General features: G+C 63.2%; 17 protein-coding genes. 13 read left to right on the top strand and 4 right to left on the bottom strand.

Going from position 1 to position 21,267, the window contains the following annotated elements:
* Positions 1 to 146: 146 nt before the first annotated feature.
* The 5 genes from NCS58_RS18235 (at position 147) to NCS58_RS18215 (ending at position 9,239) form a co-directional block, all read left to right on the top strand.
* Positions 147 to 2,672: an FHA domain-containing protein gene (locus tag NCS58_RS18235; RefSeq protein WP_061116071.1), complete on the top strand. Its 2,526-nt coding sequence runs from the start codon at positions 147 to 149 to the stop codon at positions 2,670 to 2,672.
* Entirely contained in the window at positions 2,650 to 4,023 is a 1,374-nt protein-coding gene (locus NCS58_RS18230) for an HlyD family efflux transporter periplasmic adaptor subunit (protein ID WP_061115767.1), read from the top strand. The genes NCS58_RS18235 and NCS58_RS18230 overlap by 23 nt, the downstream gene beginning before the upstream one ends.
* Before the next feature lie 73 nt (positions 4,024 to 4,096).
* Positions 4,097 to 4,849 carry a peptidylprolyl isomerase gene (locus tag NCS58_RS18225; protein ID WP_061115768.1) on the top strand — a complete coding sequence of 251 codons (753 nt, stop codon included), beginning with the start codon at positions 4,097 to 4,099 and terminating at the stop codon, positions 4,847 to 4,849.
* 20 nt (positions 4,850 to 4,869) lie between these two features.
* Complete coding sequence (locus tag NCS58_RS18220; RefSeq protein ID WP_061115769.1) at positions 4,870 to 7,929, top strand: peptidase domain-containing ABC transporter; 3,060 nt, start codon at positions 4,870 to 4,872, stop codon at positions 7,927 to 7,929.
* The gene (locus tag NCS58_RS18215) at positions 7,926 to 9,239 is read left to right on the top strand and encodes a sigma-54-dependent Fis family transcriptional regulator (RefSeq protein WP_061115770.1); all 1,314 of its coding nucleotides are present in this window, start codon (positions 7,926 to 7,928) and stop codon (positions 9,237 to 9,239) included. The genes NCS58_RS18220 and NCS58_RS18215 overlap by 4 nt, the downstream gene beginning before the upstream one ends.
* Before the next feature lie 152 nt (positions 9,240 to 9,391).
* Here NCS58_RS18215 and NCS58_RS18210 read toward each other — a convergent pair whose 3' ends face one another.
* Positions 9,392 to 10,162: a PP2C family serine/threonine-protein phosphatase gene (locus NCS58_RS18210; RefSeq protein WP_061116072.1), complete on the bottom strand. Its 771-nt coding sequence runs from the start codon at positions 10,160 to 10,162 to the stop codon at positions 9,392 to 9,394.
* Between the two features lie 105 nt (positions 10,163 to 10,267).
* Positions 10,268 to 10,597 carry a hypothetical protein gene (locus NCS58_RS18205; protein WP_061115771.1) on the bottom strand — a complete coding sequence of 110 codons (330 nt, stop codon included), beginning with the start codon at positions 10,595 to 10,597 and terminating at the stop codon, positions 10,268 to 10,270.
* A gap of 448 nt (positions 10,598 to 11,045) precedes the next feature.
* On the opposite strand from NCS58_RS18205, the gene NCS58_RS18200 reads away from it, so the two are divergent.
* The 3 genes from NCS58_RS18200 (at position 11,046) to NCS58_RS18190 (ending at position 13,115) form a co-directional block, all read left to right on the top strand.
* Positions 11,046 to 11,546 carry a lecithin retinol acyltransferase family protein gene (locus NCS58_RS18200; protein ID WP_061115772.1) on the top strand — a complete coding sequence of 167 codons (501 nt, stop codon included), beginning with the start codon at positions 11,046 to 11,048 and terminating at the stop codon, positions 11,544 to 11,546.
* Between the two features lie 36 nt (positions 11,547 to 11,582).
* A complete protein-coding gene (locus NCS58_RS18195) occupies positions 11,583 to 11,831 on the top strand; it encodes a hypothetical protein (RefSeq protein WP_061115773.1) in 249 nt (82 codons plus the stop codon).
* Positions 11,832 to 12,008: 177 nt separating this feature from the next.
* Positions 12,009 to 13,115 carry a 4-hydroxyphenylpyruvate dioxygenase family protein gene (locus NCS58_RS18190; protein ID WP_061115774.1) on the top strand — a complete coding sequence of 369 codons (1,107 nt, stop codon included), beginning with the start codon at positions 12,009 to 12,011 and terminating at the stop codon, positions 13,113 to 13,115.
* A 33-nt stretch (positions 13,116 to 13,148) separates the two neighbouring features.
* On the opposite strand, the gene NCS58_RS18185 is transcribed toward NCS58_RS18190, so the two are convergent.
* Together NCS58_RS18185 and NCS58_RS18180 are read right to left on the bottom strand one after the other, a co-directional pair.
* On the bottom strand, positions 13,149 to 13,562 hold the full coding sequence (locus NCS58_RS18185; protein ID WP_061115775.1) for a cupredoxin family copper-binding protein: 414 nt from the start codon (positions 13,560 to 13,562) through the stop codon (positions 13,149 to 13,151).
* Positions 13,559 to 14,548: a metallophosphoesterase gene (locus NCS58_RS18180; RefSeq protein ID WP_061115776.1), complete on the bottom strand. Its 990-nt coding sequence runs from the start codon at positions 14,546 to 14,548 to the stop codon at positions 13,559 to 13,561. Before NCS58_RS18180 ends, NCS58_RS18185 begins: the two co-directional genes overlap by 4 nt.
* A 306-nt stretch (positions 14,549 to 14,854) precedes the next feature.
* Here NCS58_RS18180 and NCS58_RS18175 point away from each other — a divergent pair, with 306 nt between their 5' ends.
* The 5 genes from NCS58_RS18175 to NCS58_RS18155 all read left to right on the top strand — a co-directional run bounded on the left by NCS58_RS18175 (position 14,855) and on the right by NCS58_RS18155 (position 21,163).
* Complete coding sequence (locus tag NCS58_RS18175; RefSeq protein ID WP_061115777.1) at positions 14,855 to 15,526, top strand: RNA polymerase sigma factor; 672 nt, start codon at positions 14,855 to 14,857, stop codon at positions 15,524 to 15,526.
* Positions 15,516 to 16,256: an anti-sigma factor gene (locus NCS58_RS18170; RefSeq protein WP_061115778.1), complete on the top strand. Its 741-nt coding sequence runs from the start codon at positions 15,516 to 15,518 to the stop codon at positions 16,254 to 16,256. The genes NCS58_RS18175 and NCS58_RS18170 overlap by 11 nt, the downstream gene beginning before the upstream one ends.
* Before the next feature lie 407 nt (positions 16,257 to 16,663).
* On the top strand, positions 16,664 to 17,875 hold the full coding sequence (locus NCS58_RS18165) for an ABC transporter substrate-binding protein (protein WP_409219295.1): 1,212 nt from the start codon (positions 16,664 to 16,666) through the stop codon (positions 17,873 to 17,875).
* A 464-nt stretch (positions 17,876 to 18,339) separates the two neighbouring features.
* On the top strand, positions 18,340 to 19,212 hold the full coding sequence (locus NCS58_RS18160; protein ID WP_061115780.1) for a branched-chain amino acid ABC transporter permease: 873 nt from the start codon (positions 18,340 to 18,342) through the stop codon (positions 19,210 to 19,212).
* Positions 19,213 to 19,219: 7 nt separating this feature from the next.
* On the top strand, positions 19,220 to 21,163 hold the full coding sequence (locus NCS58_RS18155; protein WP_250538845.1) for an ABC transporter permease subunit: 1,944 nt from the start codon (positions 19,220 to 19,222) through the stop codon (positions 21,161 to 21,163).
* Positions 21,164 to 21,267: the final 104 nt, after the last annotated feature.

The following is a 21,267-nucleotide window of genomic DNA, read 5'->3' as shown; positions in this document are numbered from 1 at the left end:
GACGATGCGTGACTTAAACTCTCAACAGCCGCCGGTGACGAATGACTTCCATGACGGCGCGGACCAACCTGTCCATGCGCCCGACGATGCCGGGCATTCCTCTGGCGCGTCGGCGGCAGCGGCTGGACGTACCTCGTGACATGGACATGGCTCAAGGCTTCTCCATAGCGGAACCACAGCCGGGCGTGGGCGAGGCATTCGACGTCATCCTGAAGCCCATGCCGGGTCCCGAGCTTGCCGGCGAGATGGCCGACAGGCTGACGGAAATCCGCATCGACGAAAATCTCTTTGCGATCGGCCGCGCCGAAGCGCCGTTCGACACGAGCCCGCCCGAAGCCGTCGCGCAACTCTCGCGGCGGCACGCGCGCATTTTCATCGAGCACGGGTTCGTCTATATCGCCGATCTGGCCAGCAAGAACGGCACCGCCGTGAATGGCACGCCCGTGCGCGACACGCCCGCGCGCGTGAGAAACGGCGACATCGTTTCGTTCGGCAGCCGGCTGTCGTATCGCGTGCAGTTCGCGCCGCGCACGCGGCGTGTGAACATGCCGAAGCCGATCGGCATCACGCTCACGCCGCAGCGCAACGATCTCGGTCTTCATCCCGTCGAGCTCGCCCAATTTCCGTTTCTCGTCAGCAAGACCGACGAGACCTTTTCGCGCTATCGCGAGCAGTATCCGCATCAGGTCAATTACGTGTCGCGGCGGCACGCGCATGTGTTCATCAAGGGCGGCGCGCCGTTCGTCGAGGATCTCGGCAGCACCAACGGCACCTTCGTGAATGGCGAGCGGCTCGGCGCGTCGGCGGTCGAGCTGAAGAACGGCGACACCGTCGCGTTCGGCGGCACGCACTTCGCGTACACGGTGCATCTGCACGGCGAAGAGGGCGAGTCGACGCTCACCGAAATGGTCGCACAGGCAGCGCAGACCCACGACGACGAGCTTGAGAGCGACAAGACGACCTTCGTCGGCTCGGCGCACTCGTTCCTCGATATCTTTTGCGTCGATCAGGCCGCCGCGCGCGAGGACGAAGTCAACGAGGAGGCGCAGCCGAAACCCGCAATCGAAAGCCGTCATGACACGCGCGCCGCAAAGAAGCGCAGCAAGTTCGCGCTCTTCGTGGCCGAACTGCATCGTGCGCTCGCAAGCGATGACCGACGCGCCGCGCGCCGCACGCGCATCATCATCGTGTGCGTGCTGGCCATGCTCGTCGCGGGCGGCACGGCGCTCTTCTATAGCGGCTCGCCCGAGCGTCACGCCAAATCGCTGATGTCGCACGGCGAGTTCGGCGAGGCGGCGACCGTCACGAACGACTATCTGAATACGCATCCGCAAGACGCGCAGTTCACGTCGATGAACACCGAGGCCGTGCTCAAGTCGAACGTGCCGCGCTGGCTCGCCGCGCTGAAAAAGGGCGATTTCGCGAGCGCGGACGCGATCATCGCGCAGATGCGAACGCTCGCCGCGCACAACGCCGATGTGCATTCGCTCGTCGACGAGCTCGAGTGGATCGGCAAGCTGGAGAGCTTCGTGATGAGCCGCGGCGGCGCCGAGGCGCCGATCCGCATGTACGCCGACGAGCCGCGCATCGGCGCGATCCTGAAGCACTGGGAAGCGGATGCGGCGGGCCATCAGCGCGATCTCGACCGCATCGCGGGCTACGTGCCGGAGTTTCGCGATCCGTATGCGCTCGCGCTGAGTCATCTGCGCAAGCTGCAAAGCGACGATTCCGTGTATCTCGCGGCCATCGACAGGCTCGATGCGAGCATCGTCAAGAGCCTCGGCCAGGACGATCCCGATGCGATCAACGCATCGCTGAAAGAATACGCGGACAAGTACCCGCGCCTCGCGGGCCTCGATCGCGTGCGCGCCGATCTCGATGCCTATACCGGCCTGCGGCGCGGTCTCGACGCCGCAAGCCTCGCGCCGCTCGCGGGATCGGTCAGCAAGACGAATTTCTCGACGCCGCCGTTCAAGGAGAAATTCAGGCAGATGAGCGCGAGCCAGCTGCCGCCACCCGATATGCTCACGCAATACGCGAGCGTCGCCGATGCGTGGAACCGCGGCCAGAGCGCGCAGGCGATCGACGGCCTGCAGAAGCTGCCGCAAGGTTCGTGGTCGCCGACCGTGCAAAAGGAGCTCGCCCACAAGAAGGCCGTGGCCGCCCAGTTTGCGGATTTACAGAAGGCGCGCGGGACGAAGGGCTATGAAGATGCGTTGCTGTCGTTCTACGAAACACTGGATCTCGATGCCGACCCGTTCTATGCGAAGGCGGTCGCGCCCGATGTCGCATCGCTGAAAGACAAGGCGACGGCGCGCGCGCAGGCCTTGATGACGCAGGCGCAGACGCTCTGGCAGCAGTATCGGACGAATGGCGGCATCGGCGGGTCCCAGCGGCTCGAATCGGGCGTGTCCGATACGTTCAGGACCCAGGCGCGGCTTTTGTCGGACGCAGAGGATGCGGCCACGCGCGGCATGCGCATCTTCAGGCAAGTGAAGGCGGACAGCGCGACGGCGAAGTGGACCGCGCTCGCCAATGAGATCGACACCGAGGCGGATTTGCAGCGGCGCTCGCTGCAGGATCTGCGCATGGTGCTCGAACCGGGACTTCTCAATACCAAGCTGAGTCTGATCGGCGGAGGCACGCGCAGTGAAGAGAGACACACACCTTAAGCCGTTGTCGGAGGCGCTCGGGGAACACGGCGCAGAAGGCATCGCGATACTCACGGCCGAGCCGCTCGGGCTCACGCAAGGGCTCGTCTTCGCGATGGTGGCGCTCGTCGCTTCGGCGCTCGTGTGGTCGTTCGTCGGCCATGCCGACGTGATGGTCAGCGCCCAGGGCACGCTCGCGCCGGAATCGGAAGTGCGGCGCTTCTATGCACCGATCGACGGCGAACTGGCCGACCTCTATATCGCCGAAGGGCAGCCGGTGCGCAAGGACGATGTCGTCGCGCGCCTGAACGCGCGTGGTGCAATCGAGGCGGCCAGCAACGCGCTCGAAGCGCAACTGAAGCTCGACGATGCCGAGCGCGAGTGGAAGCAGTTTCCCGAGAAAAAGCTGCTGATGGAGCGCAAGATCGCCGCGCTCAAGGACCAGATGGATGTGGAGGAGCATCAGCATCAGCAGCGTGTGGCGGAAGGCACGAGCAAGCTCGCGGAAGGCCAGAAGGCGCAGTTGCAGGAAGCGCGCAGCACGCTCGAAAACGCACGCCGCGCGCGCGATGCGGCCAAGGTGGAACTCGACCGCTTTCAACGTCTGCTCGCGCTGCCGGGCGGCGGGGGCGTGGCGGAGGCGCAGGTCGATGCGAAACGCAATGCGTATCTGGAAGCGGACGGTGCATATCGCGTGGAGCAATCGCGGCTCGCCGAACTCGATTTCCGCCTGAGCCACGATTTCACGCAGGCGAAGCGTCAACTGGAAACGAGCGGTCAGGAGGCGACGACTCTGCGGCTGCAGTACGAAGCCGCGATGCGCGAAGTCGCGAGCACGGAAGACAAGTTGCGTCTGCAACTACAGACGGCGCGGCTCGTCGCGGATGCGGCCGCGCGCATCAGGTTCGAGAACATCGACAAGGACAATTTTCTGCTGATTCTCGCGCCGGTGTCGGGCGTGGTCACCGACGTCACATCGACGCAGCCGGGCGACAAGATTCAGGCGAACACGCCGCTCGGCGGCATCGCGCCGGCGAATGCGAAGCCGGTGCTTAAGATCGAGATCGCCGAGCACGACCGCGCGTTCCTGCGCGAAGGGCAGCGCGTGAAGCTCAAGTTCAACGCGTTTCCCTATCAGCGCTATGGCGTGATCGACGGCACGCTCGCGTTCATCTCGCCCGCGACCAAGCCGAGCCCGTCGACCAAGCAACCCGTCTATGAAGGACGCGTGACGCTCGATCGCGATTTCTATCAGATCGCGGACACGAAGTATCCGCTGCGCTACGGCATGACGGCGACCGCGGAAATCGTAGTGCGCGAGCGGCGCCTGATCGACCTCGGGCTCGATCCATTCCGCAGTGTGGCGGGATAGGAATGGAGGGTTACACGAGCGCCGCAACGCGGACATGATGCGCAATTCAACATAGAACTGAACGGAGAACGACATGACGGCGATTGTGCGTATCGACGACGAAGTGGTCGACGTCGGCGAATTTGTCAGGTTATTGAAGCTGAACGGCCAGTTCGACGGTCTCATCGAGCAACTCGTGCGCGACAAGCTGACCGTGCGCGCGGCGAAGAAGTCGGGCGTCGCCGTGAGCGACGAGGAAATCCAGAACCGCGCCGATCAGTTTCGCCGCATTCGCGGGCTGCATCGCGCGGCGGACATGAACAACTATCTCGACGCGCTGCACGTGAGCCTCGACGAGTTCGAGGTCTATATCACCGACACGCTCTATCAGGAAAAGATGCTCGACAAGGTCGGCACCGAGCGCGAGATCGAAGAATACTTCCAGCTCAACTCGCCGAAGTTCGACAGCATCGAAGTCAGTCACATCCTGCTCGATACCGAGGGTAGCGCGAAGGAGATGATCTCCTATCTCAACGACGATCCCGAGAGCTTCGCCGAGATGGCGCGCGAGCATTCGCTGGCCGACACGCGCGACGCGGGCGGCGTGATCGGCCGGGTGATGCGCGGTCAGATGAAGCCGGACGTCGAGGCGAAAGTGTTCAACGCGGAAGTCGGCGATCTGCTCGGACCGTTCATTTCCGCGGATGGCGCGTCGTATGAAATTTTCGCGGTGACGGCGAAGTATCCCGCGAAGCTCGACGAAGACGTATCCGCGGAAATCCGCCGCCTGCTGCGCGAAGAGTGGATGCTGGCGCGCGCGCAGGAACATGTCATCGAAGCACGTTGACTGACGGAACGCGACAGAACATGGACGCGCCATCGAGCCTGGATTCCCCCGCCGACTTTCTGTCGTCGGTCGAGATTCTTTCGCCATTCACGCGCGAAGAGATCGAGCATCTTGCGGCCAATGCCGAGTCGCGCCGTTTCGGCTTCGGTGAGACTGTATGCAATGCGGGCGATGCGGCCGACGGGCTCTATATCGTGAAGGCAGGGTCCGTGCGCATCTTCACCGAGGAGCACGGCAAGGAAATCAGCATGGGGGTCAAGAAGGAGCGCGAGACCTTCGCCGATATCGCGATGCTGCGCGATTACCGGCACGAGTCGTCGGTGCGCTCCTCCGGCAAGACCGAGCTGCTGTATATCCCGCGCGCCGCGATCGATCCGGTCATCGCGAAGAATCCCGCCGCGCTCGCGTTCGTGACGAGCTACGTCGCGATCAATTCGGCGGGCGGCTTCGTTGCGAAGCTCTTCGATCTGCGCGGCAAGCTCAACAAGGCGGAGCTCGAGGAATGCGTGCGCAGCGTCGGCGTGAAGCGCGTCGCCGAGGGCAAGGAGATTCTCAAGCAGGAATCGCGCGACGACCGGCGTCTTTATGTCGTGCGGCAGGGCGAAGTGCGCATCGTGCGCGAAGAGGGCGGCGAAAAACATGTGCTCGCCACGCTCGGCCCCGGCGAGATCTTCGGAGAGAAGGCCTGCGTGATGCGTCAGGAGCAGATGGCTTCGGCAATCGCCAGCGCCGATACGCGCCTGCTCGTGATCCCCGAAAAAACGGTGCATTTCATCATCGAGCGCAACGTGAAGCTGCGCGAAGTGCTCGAAGAGCGCATCCGCTTCACCGAGCGCGAACTGCAGCGCCAGAAGAAGCTTGCCGAGCGCCGCAAGTTGCCCGCGATGCTCGACCTGCACACGAAGCCCGAACTGGGCGAGCGTGTGATCAAGCGCTTCGCGTGGGTCGAGCAGGCCGAAGAGATGGACTGCGGTGCGGCCTGTCTCGCGATGATCTGCCGTCACTACGGCATCAACATGACGCTCGGGAAGCTGCGCGAACTCGCCAACGTGACGACGTCCGGCGCGACGCTCGATTCACTCGCCCGTGCGGGCGAATCGCTTGGCTTCACGACGCGCGGTGTGCAGTGCACGTTCGAATCGCTGCGCGGCTTCGAGATGCCGTTCATCGCGCACTGGGAGGGTTATCACTACATCATCATCTACGGCGTGTCGAGCGAGAACGTGTGGGTCGCGGACCCGGCGATCGGCTTCAGGAAGATGACGGTCGGCGAGTTCGAGCGCGGCTGGAGCGGCACGTGCCTGCTGTTCACGCCGGGCCAGGATCTCACGCAAAGGGCCGTGTCGCGCTCGCCGTGGCTGCGTTTCGTCGGTTATCTGAAGCCGTACAAGAAGATCCTGCTGCATCTCTTTCTCGCCACATTCGTGATTCAGGTGCTGGGCGTGATTCCGCCGCTCATCATCCAGAACATTCTCGACGGCGTGATCGTGCATCAGAACGTCAACTTGCTGCACGTGCTGATCGGCGGGCTCGTCATCGCGAGCCTGTTCACGCAACTCATGACGACGATCCGCGCTTACCTCGCGAACTTCATGGTCCGCAACATGGATTTCGCGATGATGTCGCAGTTCTTCAGGCATACGTTTTCGCTGCCCTTTGGCTTCTTTGCGAAGCGCAAGACCGGCGACGTGTTCGCGCGCTTTCAGGAGAATCACACGATCCGCGCGTTCCTCACGGAATCGACCGTATCGACCGTGCTGAACCTGCTGATGATCTTCATCTACTTCACGATCATGTTCCTCTACAACGTGAAGCTCACGTTGCTGCTGATCGCGTTCGTGATTCCGATGATGGTGCTCACGATCGTCGCGACGCCCCGCATCAAGCAGAACGCGCGCGAGACCTTTTCGGCAGGCACGGATGCGCGTTCGTATCTGATGGAAGCGCTCGGCGGCGTGGAGACGGTGAAGGGCATGGGCATCGAGCGCCCGGTGCGCCTGAAGTGGGAGAAGAAGTACGCGAAGTCGCTGGAAGTGCAGTACAAGTCGCAGCGCTTCAATATCGCCGTGGGCCTCTGCAGCCAGTTGCTGAACGCGGCGACGACCATCGGCGTGCTGTGGGTCGGCGCGAATCTCGTGCTCGCGCGCGAACTGACCATCGGGCAACTGATCGCGTTCAACGCCTACATGGGCAGCGTGCTGGCGCCGCTGATGGGTCTCATCAACTTGTGGAGTCTCTTGAACGACGCGGGCGTCGCAATGGAGCGCCTGGGCGACGTGCTCGACATCGAGCCGGAGCAGAAGCCCGAAGACATGCAGCAGCGCGTGATGCTGCCGGATTTGCAGGGCGATATCAGCTTCAACGGCGTGTATTTCCGTTATGGCGAAGGCGACGCGCCCTACGTGCTGGAGAACATCAGCTTCGATATCAAGCCGGGTGAGCTGATCGCGATCGTCGGGCGCAGCGGCTCGGGCAAGACCACGCTCGCGAAGCTGCTCGTCGGTTTCTATGCGCCGAGCGAGGGCAAGATGACTGTGGATGGCTACGATATCAACGTCGTCGACAAAGGTTTTTTCCGCGCGCAGATAGGTTATGTGATGCAGAGCAATCTGCTGTTCTCGGGGACGATCGCCGAGAACATCGCGAGCGGCGACGAAGCACCCGACAGGCGGCGCATCGAGGAAGTCGCGAAGATGGCCGACGCGCATGCGTTCATCGTCAAGATGCCGCTCGGTTATGAGCAAGTGGTCGGCGAGCGCGGCGTGGGGCTTTCGGGCGGACAGATTCAGCGGCTATGCATTGCGCGCGCGCTGTATCACGACCCGCGCCTGCTCGTGTTCGATGAAGCCACGTCCGCGCTCGATACGCAATCGGAAAGCAATATTCTCGGCAACATGCAGGAGATATTGAAGGGCCGCACGGCCGTGATTATTGCGCACCGGCTCTCGACCATCATGCGCGCCGACAAGATTCTCGTGCTATACGAAGGCGGCATCGTCGAGCAGGGCAAGCACGACGAACTCGTCGCGCGAAAGGGCATGTACTACCAACTCGTGCAAAAGCAACTGAGCGCAGCATGAAAATACTCGACCAACCGGAAGGTGACACCAGCGCGCCCGCGTCATCGGCGATTTCATATGCGGGGCTCATCGAGAAGATCGAGATCCTGCGCTCGACACTCAGATGGACCTCGCGTCTCGAGCGGCCCGAAATCGAGAAGCTGCTGCGGCAGGCGAGCACCTTGCGCGACGAAGTCATGCAACTGTCGCACAAGGAGCGCTTCGTGCAGGCGGCTGCCGCGGAGCCGAAGCGCGACCTGCCGGCGGGCGCGCGGCGTCAGGCGCTGATCGAACGCAGTTTCGTGTTCGAAGGCACGTTCGGCGATAACCCGAAGCTGCTCGAAGCGCTGGAAATCGCGGAAAAAGCCGCGCCGACGGATCTGCCCGTGTTGATCGACGGCGAGAGCGGCACCGGCAAGGAACTGATGGCGAAGGTCATTCACGCCAACGGCTCGCGCGCGGACAAGCCGTATATCTCGGTGAACTGCGGCGCGATTCCCGACAATCTGCTGGAGTCGGAACTGTTCGGGCATCGCAAGGGCGCGTTCACGGGCGCGTCCAACGATCGCAAGGGCAAATTCGAAAGCGCGCATACGGGCACGATCTTTCTCGATGAGATCGGCGAGTTGCCTTTGTCGGGACAGGTGAAGCTGCTGCGTGTGCTCGAAGCGCACGAGATTCAGCGCGTGGGCTCGGATGAGCCGATCGGGGTGGACACGCGCATCGTCGCGGCGACGAATCGCAACTTGCGCAAGTTCTGTGACGAGGGGCGCTTTCGCGAAGACCTGTTCTATCGGCTGAGCGTGATTCATCTGACGCTGCCGGCGTTGCGCGAGCGGCGCGACGAGATTCCGCTGCTGCTCGCCTATTTCGGCGATGAAGCCGCCGCGACCCTGAAGCGCAGGCCGGTGAAGCTGTCGCCGAGGCTGCGCGACTTTCTGCGCAACTATGACTATCCCGGCAATATCCGCGAGTTGCGGAACGTGGTGTACCGGATCGCGTGTCTTGCGGGCGATATGGCCGACATCGATCATCTGCCCGTCGATATCCGGCCGAAGTCATCGCTCTCGCTGGCAATGGGCGGGCCGGCCGCAAGCGGCAACGTCATCGCGACGGCGAGTTCGCTGGCGGAAGCGAAGCGCGTCGCAAGCGATGAGGCAGAGCGCGCGTTTCTCGAGCGCGGGTTGCAGGAAACCGGCGGGACGGTCGCCGAGCTTGCCAGGCGGTATGAGATGAACCGGTCGCATCTGCAGATGCTTCTGAAGAAGCATGGGCTGCATTCGAAGGAGTTTCGAGCGGCGGCGCAGAAGAACAAGGAAGCGGCAGAGTAGCGGCCTGACCGCCCAAAGCATCTTGGCGTCGAGTGCTTGTCCGCGTCATTGGCGGATGTGATCCGTATCATCTCGGCGCGCGGTCGGCGAAGATGAAGGACGCCGACGTCGATTTTTTGCAGACTCAGCAACGGCGTCATTCCTGAACGCCGCTAAACCGACGGATTCACCTGCGTCTTGTCCGGCGCCGTCAAATCCTCTGCATGCACGACGACGACTGATATATTGTCGCGCCCGCCGCGCGCCAGCGCGATCTCCAGCAGCCTTTGCGCCGCCATCTCGCAATTCCCCGGCGCGAGTTCGCTGATGATCTCCGCTTCGCTCACCTCGTTCGACAAGCCGTCGCTGCACAGCAGGAACGTATCGCCGTCGTTCAATGCGAGCGTGTTTTCGTCGAGTTCGAGCACGTCGAGCGCGCCGACCGCACGCGTGATCAGATGCTGCGCCGGATGATGCAGCGCTTCCTCCGCCGTCAATTGACCGCGCGCCTTGAGTTCCTCGACATGGCTGTGATCGCGCGTGAGCTGCACGAGGCGCCCCTGCCGTAGCAGATAGATGCGGCTGTCGCCGGCCCACATGTAGCCGCATGCGCCATCGCGCGCCGCGAGCAGCACCACCGTGCTGCCGATGCGCGATACCGTCCGCCGCGCCGCTTCCGCGCGCAACTCATCGTTGACGTCGAGAAGCCGCGTGCGCGCATCGTCAATCACGCCCGTAAGGTCGTTCGCCGCCGATACCCTCGCCAGGCTCTCGATCACCATGCGGCTCGCAAGATCGCCGACCGCGTGTCCGCCCATGCCGTCGGCCACGGCCCACAAGCCGCGCTCGGGGGCGTCGAGCAGCGCGTCTTCGTTGATCTGCCGCACGCAGCCGGTGTCGGTGCGGGCGGCGGAAGTCCATCGAAACTCAGTGTTGAAGGTCACGGCAACCTCCGGAATCCTGGGTGGCGCGGCGTCGGCCGCGCGTCGCGGACGGTCCCGCTCATTGTGAACCAACGCGCGCCCGAAGCGAATCTTGATATGCACCGTTCAACCCGCGCGATTGCCTGCCACCGAGCTCGGATTGACCGTAAGCGTTGCGCCGTTGCCCGTGTTGCTGACCGCGACGTTCTGAAACTGATTGACCATCTGCCCGACCGTGATGTTGGTGATGTTGTTGGTGACTTCATAGACGTTGTTGGTCACGTCGATGAGAGTCACCACGGCGCCGCCTGCCCCTGCGCCGCCCGACGGACGATCCACGTAGGGCGTGATCCAGCCGTACACCCACGGCGCACCGCCTCCGCCGCTGATGGCCGACATCGCCGCGTGATCCAGCTCGCGGTCGTATTCAAGATCGGTGACGGTGAGGGCGCACATGTCGTTTTCTCCGGGATGGGCCTGTGAGCAGGACGTCCGGAGTCAATGCAAGGCCCATGCCGATCCGCGGCCGCCCTAGCGTTTTTCCGCGCGTGGCCGATCGGGCGGCGTTCTCGCGGCATGGGCCGCATCGCGAGGGGTGACATCCGTTGGGTCCTCGCCAACAAGCGATGTTGGCGCAGTGCTGAACAACCAACACATGCCGGCGCTTCCCACGCTCGCAGGCACGCGGCCGGGCGAGACGCGTTCTGGCGCATGCAACCCAACAAACACACTTCGAAAGTGTTGGCTGGCCAAGCACACAACCTCGTTGCGAATCGGCAGCGAACAATGGTTAATCTAGCAAAATCAATAAGTTATGAGGGCTGGCAGGGAAGATGCAAATGACATGGCAACCCGGCGCCAAACAAACACCCTGGCGCCAAGCAGAAAAGCATCGGAGCCAGCCATGTCAACCAACCAGCAATCCGGAGTGATCGACCAGCAAGCCGCCGCGAGCGGTTTCTCGCTCGACGACGAACCGGCGCTCGGCACCGAACTCGTCACGCGCCGCTCGGGCTACGAACACCACGGCATCTATGCGGGCAACGGCATGGTCATCCACTATGCCGGCTTTGCGAAGTCGCTGCATCGCGGCCCGGTCGAGGAAGTCACCGTCGCGCAGTTCGCCGCAGGCCACGAAGTCACGATCCGTCAGAACCCGGCCGCGAAGTTCGTCGGCATGGAAGCGGTGCGCCGCGCGCGCAGCCGCCTCGGCGAAGACCAATACCACCTGCTGACCAACAACTGCGAGCACTTCGTCACGTGGTGCCTCGACGGCCGCGCCCGCAGCCGTCAGGTGCAAGCGTGCTTCGTGCATCCGCGCGCCGCGCTTCGTGCGGTGTCGGGACTGTTCCGCGCCTATGTCGCCGCCGAGCGCCGCCGCATGAACGCGGCGCTCGCAGCCTGAACCGCACGTCCTGCCATCGATTCCGGGGAGACCATCATGCAAACCATCGAAAACTCGCTGCACTGGGCTGTCGACAAGTGGCTCGCCCCCACACCCGCGCGTCCGGCACGCGTCGTGCGTCTGTGCCGCTCGCATGTCACCGGCGCGCGCTATGTGTGCATAGAGGCGCAGCATCCGGGCGGCCCGCTCGCGATCATCTTCTTCCGCCATGACGACGGCACCTGGAACGTGTTCCCGCCGCAGGCGAAGCGTCCGTCGATGAGCGCGCAGCGGCTCGCCGCCTGAAGCGCGTACGATCAAGCCGGCGCGCGTCGGGCTGCCCCGGCTTTGACACGGCAATCCCGCTGCCGCTACTCTAGGTGGACCCATCGCGGCCATTGAAGTCGCCGGGTCGCACGGATGCGGCAGGTCGTGGTAGTTTTGCGTCCGTGAACCAGATCGTACATTTTCGAGGTATTGCCGATGACCCAGCCCGACTCCTCTTCCTCCGCCCGCGCGACGCCCGAATCGACCCTCGGCGACAATCCGCTCGGCATCGCGGGGCTGGAGTTCGTCGAGTTCTCCAGTCCCGATCCCGAGGGGCTCGCCAGGCTCTTCGAGACGCTCGGCTTCGTGCCTGTCGCGCGGCACGTCAGCAAGGCGGTCACGCGCTTTCGCCAGGGCAGCATGAATTTCCTGCTGAACGCCGAGCCGGATTCGTTCGCGACGCGCTTCGCCCAGTCGCATGGCGTGGGCATCGCCGCCATCGGCATTCGTGTGCTCGATGCGCAGGTCGCCCATGAGCGCGCGCTCGAATTCGGCGCGTGGGATTTCGAAGGCGAAAAGATCGGCCCGAACGAACTCGCGATTCCGGCGATTCAGGGCATCGGCGACTCACATATCTATTTCGTCGATCACTGGCCGGGCAAGAACAGCGGCGAGGCGTCGATCTACGATATCGACTTTCGTCCGCTTGATTCGTCATGCGCGGGCGCGGGCGCTGAACCGTCGAGCACCGGCCTCCTGGAGGTGGATCACTTCACGCAGACCGTCGGCGCGGGCCGCATCCAGGAATGGCTCGATTTCTATCGTGAAGTCCTGCACTTCTCGGAGATTCATCAGGTGCACCCGGACTGGCACGTGTCGCAGGATTCGGCGGTCACGCTGTCGCCGTGCGGCTCGATCCGCATTCCGGTCTATGAGGAAGGCACGTATCGCACGGACCTGATGCAGCAGTATCTGCCCGATCACGAAGGCGAGGGTGTGCAGCATATCGCGCTGGCATCGGCCGATATCTTCGCTTCCGTCGATGCTTTGATGGCGCGCGGCGTGCGCTTCCTGCAGCCGCCTGCGCGCTATTACGACGAGATCGGCGAACGGCTTCCGGGCCACGGCCTCGACATCGACAAGCTGCGCACGCGCGGCATTCTCGTCGACGGCGAAATTCTCCCCGATGGCACGCCGCAGCTTTTCCTCCAGACCTTCGTCGAGCGCCAGCCCGGCGACATGTTCTTCGAGATCGTCGAGCGGCGCGGGCATCACGGATTCGGCGAAGGCAACCTCGCCGCGATCGCGAAGGCGCGGGGCTGACCGGACCACCACGCGCGCCGCGGCGGGCGGCGTTCATTGCACGACGATCGTCCCCGTCATGTGCGGATGCAGCGAGCAGAAATACTTGTATGTGCCCGGCTTGTCGAACACGTGTGAGAAGCTCTCGCCGCTGTCGAGCGGATCGGACTTGAAGCTCTTTCCTTCATCGGCGACGGTGTGCAGCATGTCGTCGTGATTCACCCACGTCACCTTCGTGCCGGCCGGCACGGTGAGCGCCGGCCGACTGAACGCGAAGTTGTCGATGGAAATGGTCGGCGCGTTCGCCACGGCGACCTGTTGCGCTGGCTCCTGCGCGCAGGCCGTCGGAATCGCGGCGCTGATGACGCCCTTCACGACGAGCGCAAACGCGGCCTTGCGCAGGAACTTGCCGGCGAGCGGGCGCAGATTGGCAGGCGAGACGTAGCTCGCGATCGTGGCGGCGTTCATGATTGCGCGGCGGCGAGCGCCGTGTCGGTGATGGCAAGCTGCCCGCGTCCCGCGACATGCGTGACCTCCCGCAAGCCGAGCATCGTGCGCAATTGCTCCGCCGGCACCTTCATGGGCCCAGGGCCGGACGGCGCGCCGGGCGCGGGTTGCGGAAACGCGGTCGACATCGCCGAATAGAAACGCATCTCTCCCTCCACTTTTTGCGCCACCTGATGAACGTGGCCATTCAATACCGTCACCGAGCCGAAGCGTTTCAGTAGCGCGAGCGCCTGCGCGCTGTCGTCGGTGCCCCAGCCCCATTGCGGATACAGCGCCCAAAGCGGGATATGCGCGAACACGACGATCGGCGTGCTGCTCGATTTGCCCTGAAGGTCGGCCTTGAGCCACGCGAGCTGCGCATCGCCGAGAAAGCCGAGGCCGCCGCCCTTCAGGTCGATCACGTTGGTGAGGCCGATGAAATGCACGCCGGCCTGATCGAAGCTGTACCAGTGGCGCGTGCTGTCCTTGCCGTACTGCCCGGAAAAGCGTTCGAAGAACGGATTGCCTTCCTCGACCAGCACGTCGTGCTCGCCCGGCACGTAATGCACGTCCATGCCCGCCCGGCCGATGATCTGCGTCGCCGTGTCGAACTGCGCGGGCTTCGACATATGCGTGATATCGCCCGTGTGGATCATGAAGGCGGGGCGCGTGCTCATCGTGCTCACGCGGTTGACCGCTTCTTCGAGCGTGCTCGTCGGCTCGGTGTTCGGGTCCTTGTTGAAGCCGATATGGCTGTCGCTGATCTGCACGAAGCTGAACGAGCTCGTCTTCTCTGCAGCCTCCGCCGACGAAATCAGCCGCGAAACGGGCACGCCGCCGCTCACGGTCCAAATGACGCCGGCACCCGCCCAGGCCATGCAGGAGAGGGCGGTGCGGCGGCGTTTGCCGTGCTCGTCGAGTTCGTCGCGTTCCGGCGCGGGCGGCAGTGCGGTCGGGTCGGGTGTCATGATGGTTCCTCTAGGGATTGCGGCCGCGGTTCTTGTCGTTCGAATCGGCAAAGTCGCGCCCACGGCGGCTCGATGCATGGGCGCGAGGCCGGCGACGTCCGCTCGCTCGGGCGAGGTCGCTTGGGCATCCGTTCATCGAACCGGCGAAGGGGGCGGGATATTCCCGCTATATTTTTTCGAGTCGCTGCCGCAAATGGGAATAAACCGTCCGCGCGGGGAGTAACGGAGGGGAAGGCGCGGAAAAGCAATGCCAGCCGCGCCCGAAGGAATGTTTTCCGAACGTGGCTGTAAAAGGAGACTCGCGCGATGTGGCCAGGCAGGTCGAGAGAAGACAAGTCCGGGCGCCGCGGCCAGGCGGGCGCCGAGGCGATGCACGCGCGCTTCGAGGCGACGGTGATGCCGCACCTCGACGCCGCGTACAACCTCGCGCGCTGGCTGTCGGGCAGTGCGAGCGACGCCGACGATGTCGTGCAGGAAGCGTATCTGCGCGCGTTCCGATTTTTCGGCGGATTCGAGGGCGGCGAGGAAGCGAACGCGCGGGCATGGCTGCTCGCGATCGTGCGCAATACGTGGTTCACGGAATGGCGGCGGCGCGTGCAGCTCGCGGACGCGACGCCCTATGACGAAGAGCTGGGCGGCGACGAAGCATTGCCGGGCTGGTCCGAGGAAGGCGCGGCCGACCCGGAGACGCTCGCCGTGCGCCGCGACGAAGTTCATCTGGTGCATCGCGCGCTGGAGGCGCTGCCGATCGTCTTTCGCGAAGTGCTGGTGTTACGTGAGCTCGAAGACATGAGTTACAAGGAAGTCGCATCCGTGACGGGCGTGCCCATCGGCACGGTGATGTCGCGGCTCGCGCGCGGTCGCAAGATGCTGGCGGGGGCGGTACGCGCGGCACAGGGCGGGCAGGACAAGCCGAGCGTGCGCCTCGTGCGCCGTGCGGGACCGGGACATGCAGAGGAGTCGGGAAATGGACAATAACGACACCGCCTCGCTCGATACGAGGCTCACCGATGGTTCGCTCTATCAGCGCGCACCCGCGCATCTGCGGGCGCAAGTGCTCGCGCGCGTGCGGGAGGAAGCCGAGCGGGACGCCCGCAAACGTGAGCCGGCGCGCGCCGGCAAGCGCGGCTGGAGCGACCTGCTGGCTGCGCCCTGGCCGTTTTTCGGCGGCGCATTCGCGGGCGCGACGCTCTGCGCGCTCGTGCTCGGCACGATGCTGTGGTTCCAGGCGGCGCCGCTCATGACCGGCGTAGCGGGCGCTTCGCCCATTGCGCAGGAGATCGTGTCGAGTCATGTGCGCGCGTTGATGTCGGACCGTCCGATCGACGTGCTTTCCAGCGACAAGCACACGGTGAAGCCGTGGTTCAACGGCCGCATCGACTACGCGCCGCCGGTGATCGATCCGGCGGGGCCGGGCTTCGCGCTCGTCGGCGGGCGGCTGGATTACATCGATCATCGGCCGGTGGCGGTCGTGGTGTATCGCTACCTGAAGCATCCGATCGACGTGTACGTGTTTCCGGAGCGCAAGGGCGACGTGAAGAGCGACGCGAACGACAAGGCGTTCTCGCCGGTCGTCACGCAGTCCGACGACGGTTACGCGCTTGCGCGCTGGAACCACGACGGCATGACGTTCTGGGCCGTCACCGATGCATCGGGCGCGGTGCTGCGCCAGTTCGCTCACGCGATCGAAACCGGTGCGCCGCGCTAAAGAGGTGCATGAAGAAATTCGCTGAAAGAACCTGAGAGTGCGCAAGGTTGCGCGCGGCGATCCTCCGGGAACCCGCGCGTTTTTTATTCGATGCTTTACGCGTATACCCGCTGTCTCTTCGCTTGCCCGTGACTTAAAAAACGCTTCGGGATGCTGTCCAAATCGCGCCTTCGCAATGCCTGTTTTCGCGCCGGTTCATCGCTCTGCACCCTTACGAGGCGTCAGGTGTGCGCTAACGCTCGTGCTCTTCGGGTATGTCCGAATATGGTCATATCCTTACATTTTTCTACACTCGCTCACAGCCTATGTAATCGATAACGCGTAATGCATTTAAAAAGCATTGCTGGCATTTCCCGCGTTGCATGGGACTTCAAATAACGAATCAGGCGACGGAGACACACATGGGAATGAAGATGAAGCTCATTGCGAGCACGCTCGCGTTCGGCGTTTTCTCGTTGGCGCACGCGGCCGATCCGATCAAGATCGGCGTCGATGGGCCGTTCACGGGCGGTTCGTCTTCCATGGGTGTCAGCATGCGCGACGGCGTGCGTCTCGCCACCGCGGAGATCAACAAGTCCGGCGGCGTGCTGGGCCGTCAGATCGTGCTCGTCGAGCGCGATGACGAAGCGAAGAACGAGCGCGGCGTGCAGATCGCGCAGGAACTCATCAACAAGGAGAAGGTCGTCGCGGTCGTCGGCTACATCAATACGGGTGTGGCGCTCGCGTCGCAGCGTTTCTTCCAGGAAGCGAAGATTCCCGTCTTCAACAACGTCGCGACCGGCACGGTGGTGACCAAGCAGTTCGACGATCAGCCCGATAACTACGTGTTCCGCAACGCGGCCGCCGACCGCATCCAGGCGCCGATGATCGTCGAGGAAGCGGTGACGAAGCGCGGCTTCAAAAAGGTCGCGATTCTCGCCGATTCGACCAACTACGGCCAGCTCGGCCGTGAAGATCTGGAGAAGGCGCTGGCCGCAAAAGGCGTGAAGCCCGTGGCCGTCGAAAAGTTCAACATCAAGGACGTCGACATGACGGCCCAGTTGCTGAAGGCGAAGGAAGCGGGCGCCGAAGCCGTGCTGACTTATGGCATCGGGCCCGAGCTTGCACAAATCGCGAACGGCATGGCCAAGCTCGGGTGGAAGGTGCCGCTGATCGGCAGCTGGACGCTTTCGATGGCGAACTACATCGACAACGCGGGCACGAACGGCGAAGGCGCGCGCATGCCGCAGACCTTCATTCAGGAAGCGAATACGCCCAAGCGCAAGGCCTTCATCGATGCGTACCTGAAGGAATTCAAGCCGAAGAACGATCGCATCGATTCGCCAGTGTCGGCGGCGCAAGGTTATGACTCGGTGTATCTGCTCGCGGCCGCGATCAAGCAGGCGGGCACGACGGACGGCCCGAAGGTTAAGGACGCGCTCGAAAGCCTGAACACGAAGGTCGAAGGCGTCGTGATGGTCTACGACAAACCCTTCAAGAAGGGCGATCACGAAGCGATCTCGCCGAACGTGCCGGTGATCGGCGAAGTGAAGAGCGGCCGCGTGGTCTATGCGTATGACGACGACAAGAAAGGCGGCGGGACTTTGCGTAGCAAGCAGGCTACTACTGCTTCTAATTGACCTTAGCACGCCCCTGTGCGGCGCGGCAGTCACTTTCTTTGCTGCTGCAAAGAAAGTAACCAAAGAAGGCAGCTCGATATGCCCGCGGTCACACGCAGTCTGGCCATGCTTGCCATGTGATCGTGGGCTACCTGAGTGTCGCCCTCACAAGAATACCGGGCTTGGATCGCGCACGGTCTGACAAGCCAGCAGTCATAGGGCGCTGGTTCAGCACGCGCTGCCGACAGGTATGGAAGGGACAACATCGGTCTGTACATGCAGTGAGATGGGCGCGTTACTGAAGAGGTACGGGCGGACCCGATTGACCCATCGGCCGCAAAGCGGGCTGGAGCCGTTTGGCGCTGATCCTTTCTTTGCTGCTGCAAAGTGACTGCCGCCCCGCACAGGGGCAGTGCCAATGGAGCGACACGAATTCAGGATTTCACAGAAGCGCAAACCGCATCGCACCCAAACGCAAGCCTCCCATGATCCTTCTGCAACTCATCTACAGCGGCATAGCCCTCGGCATGATCTACGCCGTGATCGCCTTCGGCTATCAACTCACGTTCGCCACATCGGGCACGCTGAATTTCGGTCAGGGCGATGCGCTGATGCTCGGCGCACTCGTCGGCCTCACGCTCGTCTCGGCGGGCGTCAACTACTGGCTGATGATTCCGCTCGTATGCCTCTTCGGGCTCGTGCAGGGCGCGTTCGTCGAGCGCATCGGCGTGCGGCCCGCCATCAAGATCAAGTCCGAGTTCGGCTGGATCATGTCGACGATCGCGCTCGGCATCATCTTCAAGAACGTCGCGGAAAACGTGTGGGGCCGCGACGATCTGCGCTTTCCGTCGCCGCTGCCCGAAGCGCCGCTCAACGTGTTCGGCGCGAACGTGCTGCCGATGGAACTGCTCGTCGTCGGCGGCGCGCTCGTGATGATGCTCGCGGTCGAGTTCTTCAACCGCAAGACGATCTTCGGCAAGGCCGTGGTCGCAACCGCGAACGATCGCGATGCGGCGTCGCTCATGGGCATCAACACGGGGCTCGTCATCACCTTCTCGTATGCGCTTTCGTCGCTGACCGCTGCATTTGCAGGGGTTTTGATCGCGCCGCTCACATTGACCGGCGCGACGATGGGCGCGGTGCTCGGCCTCAAGGCGTTCGCCGTGGCGATCATCGGCGGCCTGTCGAGCGGCATGGGCATCATCGTCGGCGGGATGATTCTCGGCATCGCCGAAACGACGACCGGCTTCTACATTTCCACCGGCTACAAGGATGTGCCGGGACTCGTGCTGCTCTTGATCGTGCTCGCGGTCAAGCCCGCAGGTCTCTTCGGCAAGATGGCGATCAAGAAAGTCTGAGGCGGCGATGAAAGCAAAGAACTGGATTGCGGCGCTGGCCGGACTTGCCGCGCTCGCGATATTTCCGGTGGTGTCGGGCAACCCGTACTACATCCACCTCGTCGAAACGATCATGATCTACGCGATCCTGCTGTTCGGGCTCGATATCGTGGTGGGTTATACCGGCCAGGTATCGCTCGGTCATGCGGGGCTGTTCGGCGTGGGCGCATACACGGCGGGCGTGCTGTTCATGAAGCTCGGCATGCCGTTCTACGTGACGGCGCCGCTTTCGATTCTGGTGACGGCCGGCTTCGGTGCGATCCTCGCCTTGCCCGCGCTGCGCGTGTCCGGCCCTTATCTCGCGATGGTCACGCTCGCGTTCGGCACGATCATCCAGATCCTCATCAACGAGATGGATTTCCTGACCAACGGGCCGATGGGCCTCAAGATCCCGAAGCCGATGTTCGCGGGTCACCGGCTCGACGAGGTGCAGTATTACTGGCTCGTCGCGGCCTTGCTCGTCGTGTCGCTTATCGTCGTGCATCGCGTGCTGAAGTCGCATCTCGGACGAGCGTTCGAGGCCTTGCGCGACAGCCCGATCGCATCGGACTGCATGGGCGTGTCGGTCTATCGGTACAAGGTGTATGCGTTCGTCATCAGCGCGGGCTTCGCGGGACTCGCGGGCTGTCTGTATTCATATTCCGAGCAGTACATTTCGCCGAACACGTATAACTTCGAGCTGACGATCCTGTTCCTGCTCGCGATCATCATGGGCGGACGCAAGACGCGCACGGGCGCGATCATCGGCTCGACGGTCATTGTGATGTTGCCGAAGTTGCTCGACGATATAGCGACCTTTCGCGTCGTCGCGACCGCGCTGGCGGTGATCGTCGTCGCGGGTGCGGTGCTCGCGCTCGCGCGCAGGACCACGACGCCGCAGCGCGTGGCGGTGCCGATCATCGGCACGGCGGGTCTTGCGGTGTTTTCCTTCCGGATCGAGGCCTTGACTGACTGGCGCCTCACCATCTTCGGCCTGATGATCCTGCTTGTCGTGTATTACTTGCAGGACGGCATCGTCGGCTTCGTACGCAAGACGCTGAATCTGGGCCGCGTGCGTGTGACGAAGGTCGATACCGATGCACTCGCGACCGACACGCGTGAGGACGATGCGGTGTCGGCGGTCGGAACGCACGGCACCGACGCGATCCTCGACGTGCGCGGCGTACTGATGCAGTTCAGCGGCCTGAAGGCATTGAACGACGTGGACCTCACGGTCAAGCGCGGCACGATTCACGGCTTGATCGGCCCGAACGGTTCGGGCAAGAGCACGATGATGAACGTGCTGACGGGTATCTATGTGCCGACGGCCGGTGCGATCGAATACGAGGGGCAGTCGCTTGCGGGGCGGACGTCGTCGAAGATTGCGCTGTCGGGTATTGCGAGGACGTTTCAGAACGTGCAGCTCTTTGGCGAGATGACGGCGCTGGAGAATGTGCTGGTCGGCTTGCATCACACGTTCAGGTCGAACTTCGCGGATGTCGGCGTGATGAGTCCGCGCTATCGGCGTGAAGAACGCGCGGCGCGTGAGCGGGCGTTCAACATGTTGCGCTTTGTCGGGCTGGAGAATGTTGCTGCGGAGGAAGCGCGCAATCTTCCTTACGGCAAGCAGCGTCTGCTCGAGATCGCGCGGGCCTTGGCGCTCGATCCGCAATTGCTTTTGCTCGATGAACCGGCGGCCGGTTTGACCGCGCCGGATATTCGCGAGCTTGTCGCGATCATTCGCAAGGTGCGAAATCATGGCATTACGCTTGTGTTGATCGAGCATCACATGGATGTGGTGATGAGTGTTTGCGATACGGTTTCCGTGCTCGACTTCGGGCAGAAGATTGCTGAAGGGAAGCCTTCCGAGATTCAGGCTAATGAGAAGGTAATCAAGGCTTATTTGGGGGGGCAGGCTGCTCAGGTGGCTTGATGTTTTCCTTATTCGTGTTGGTTTATTAGCGTTGCCCCACGCGGGGCCGAGCAAATAGACCGACACGAAAACAGGATTTTCACGAAAGCAATAGACGCCCACGC

Source organism: Caballeronia sp. INML3B (genome assembly GCF_023631305.1).
Lineage (GTDB): Bacteria > Pseudomonadota > Gammaproteobacteria > Burkholderiales > Burkholderiaceae > Caballeronia > Caballeronia turbans.
This window is presented reverse-complemented; position numbering and strand designations above follow the sequence as displayed.

What these genes read in the sequence shown, in the direction of transcription:
- NCS58_RS18200 (WP_061115772.1), top strand. Translation starts at nt 11,046, where the DNA reads ATGTCAACCAACCAGCAATCCGGAGTGATCGACCAGCAAGCCGCCGCG.
- NCS58_RS18175 (WP_061115777.1), top strand. Translation starts at nt 14,855, where the DNA reads ATGTGGCCAGGCAGGTCGAGAGAAGACAAGTCCGGGCGCCGCGGCCAG.
- NCS58_RS18170 (WP_061115778.1), top strand. Translation starts at nt 15,516, where the DNA reads ATGGACAATAACGACACCGCCTCGCTCGATACGAGGCTCACCGATGGT.
- NCS58_RS18225 (WP_061115768.1), top strand. Translation starts at nt 4,097, where the DNA reads ATGACGGCGATTGTGCGTATCGACGACGAAGTGGTCGACGTCGGCGAA.
- NCS58_RS18205 (WP_061115771.1), bottom strand. Translation starts at nt 10,597, where the DNA reads ATGTGCGCCCTCACCGTCACCGATCTTGAATACGACCGCGAGCTGGAT.
- NCS58_RS18155 (WP_250538845.1), top strand. Translation starts at nt 19,220, where the DNA reads ATGAAAGCAAAGAACTGGATTGCGGCGCTGGCCGGACTTGCCGCGCTC.
- NCS58_RS18235 (WP_061116071.1), top strand. Translation starts at nt 147, where the DNA reads ATGGCTCAAGGCTTCTCCATAGCGGAACCACAGCCGGGCGTGGGCGAG.
- NCS58_RS18195 (WP_061115773.1), top strand. Translation starts at nt 11,583, where the DNA reads ATGCAAACCATCGAAAACTCGCTGCACTGGGCTGTCGACAAGTGGCTC.
- NCS58_RS18215 (WP_061115770.1), top strand. Translation starts at nt 7,926, where the DNA reads ATGAAAATACTCGACCAACCGGAAGGTGACACCAGCGCGCCCGCGTCA.
- NCS58_RS18165 (WP_409219295.1), top strand. Translation starts at nt 16,664, where the DNA reads ATGAAGATGAAGCTCATTGCGAGCACGCTCGCGTTCGGCGTTTTCTCG.
- NCS58_RS18190 (WP_061115774.1), top strand. Translation starts at nt 12,009, where the DNA reads ATGACCCAGCCCGACTCCTCTTCCTCCGCCCGCGCGACGCCCGAATCG.
- NCS58_RS18180 (WP_061115776.1), bottom strand. Translation starts at nt 14,548, where the DNA reads ATGACACCCGACCCGACCGCACTGCCGCCCGCGCCGGAACGCGACGAA.
- NCS58_RS18220 (WP_061115769.1), top strand. Translation starts at nt 4,870, where the DNA reads ATGGACGCGCCATCGAGCCTGGATTCCCCCGCCGACTTTCTGTCGTCG.
- NCS58_RS18185 (WP_061115775.1), bottom strand. Translation starts at nt 13,562, where the DNA reads ATGAACGCCGCCACGATCGCGAGCTACGTCTCGCCTGCCAATCTGCGC.
- NCS58_RS18160 (WP_061115780.1), top strand. Translation starts at nt 18,340, where the DNA reads ATGATCCTTCTGCAACTCATCTACAGCGGCATAGCCCTCGGCATGATC.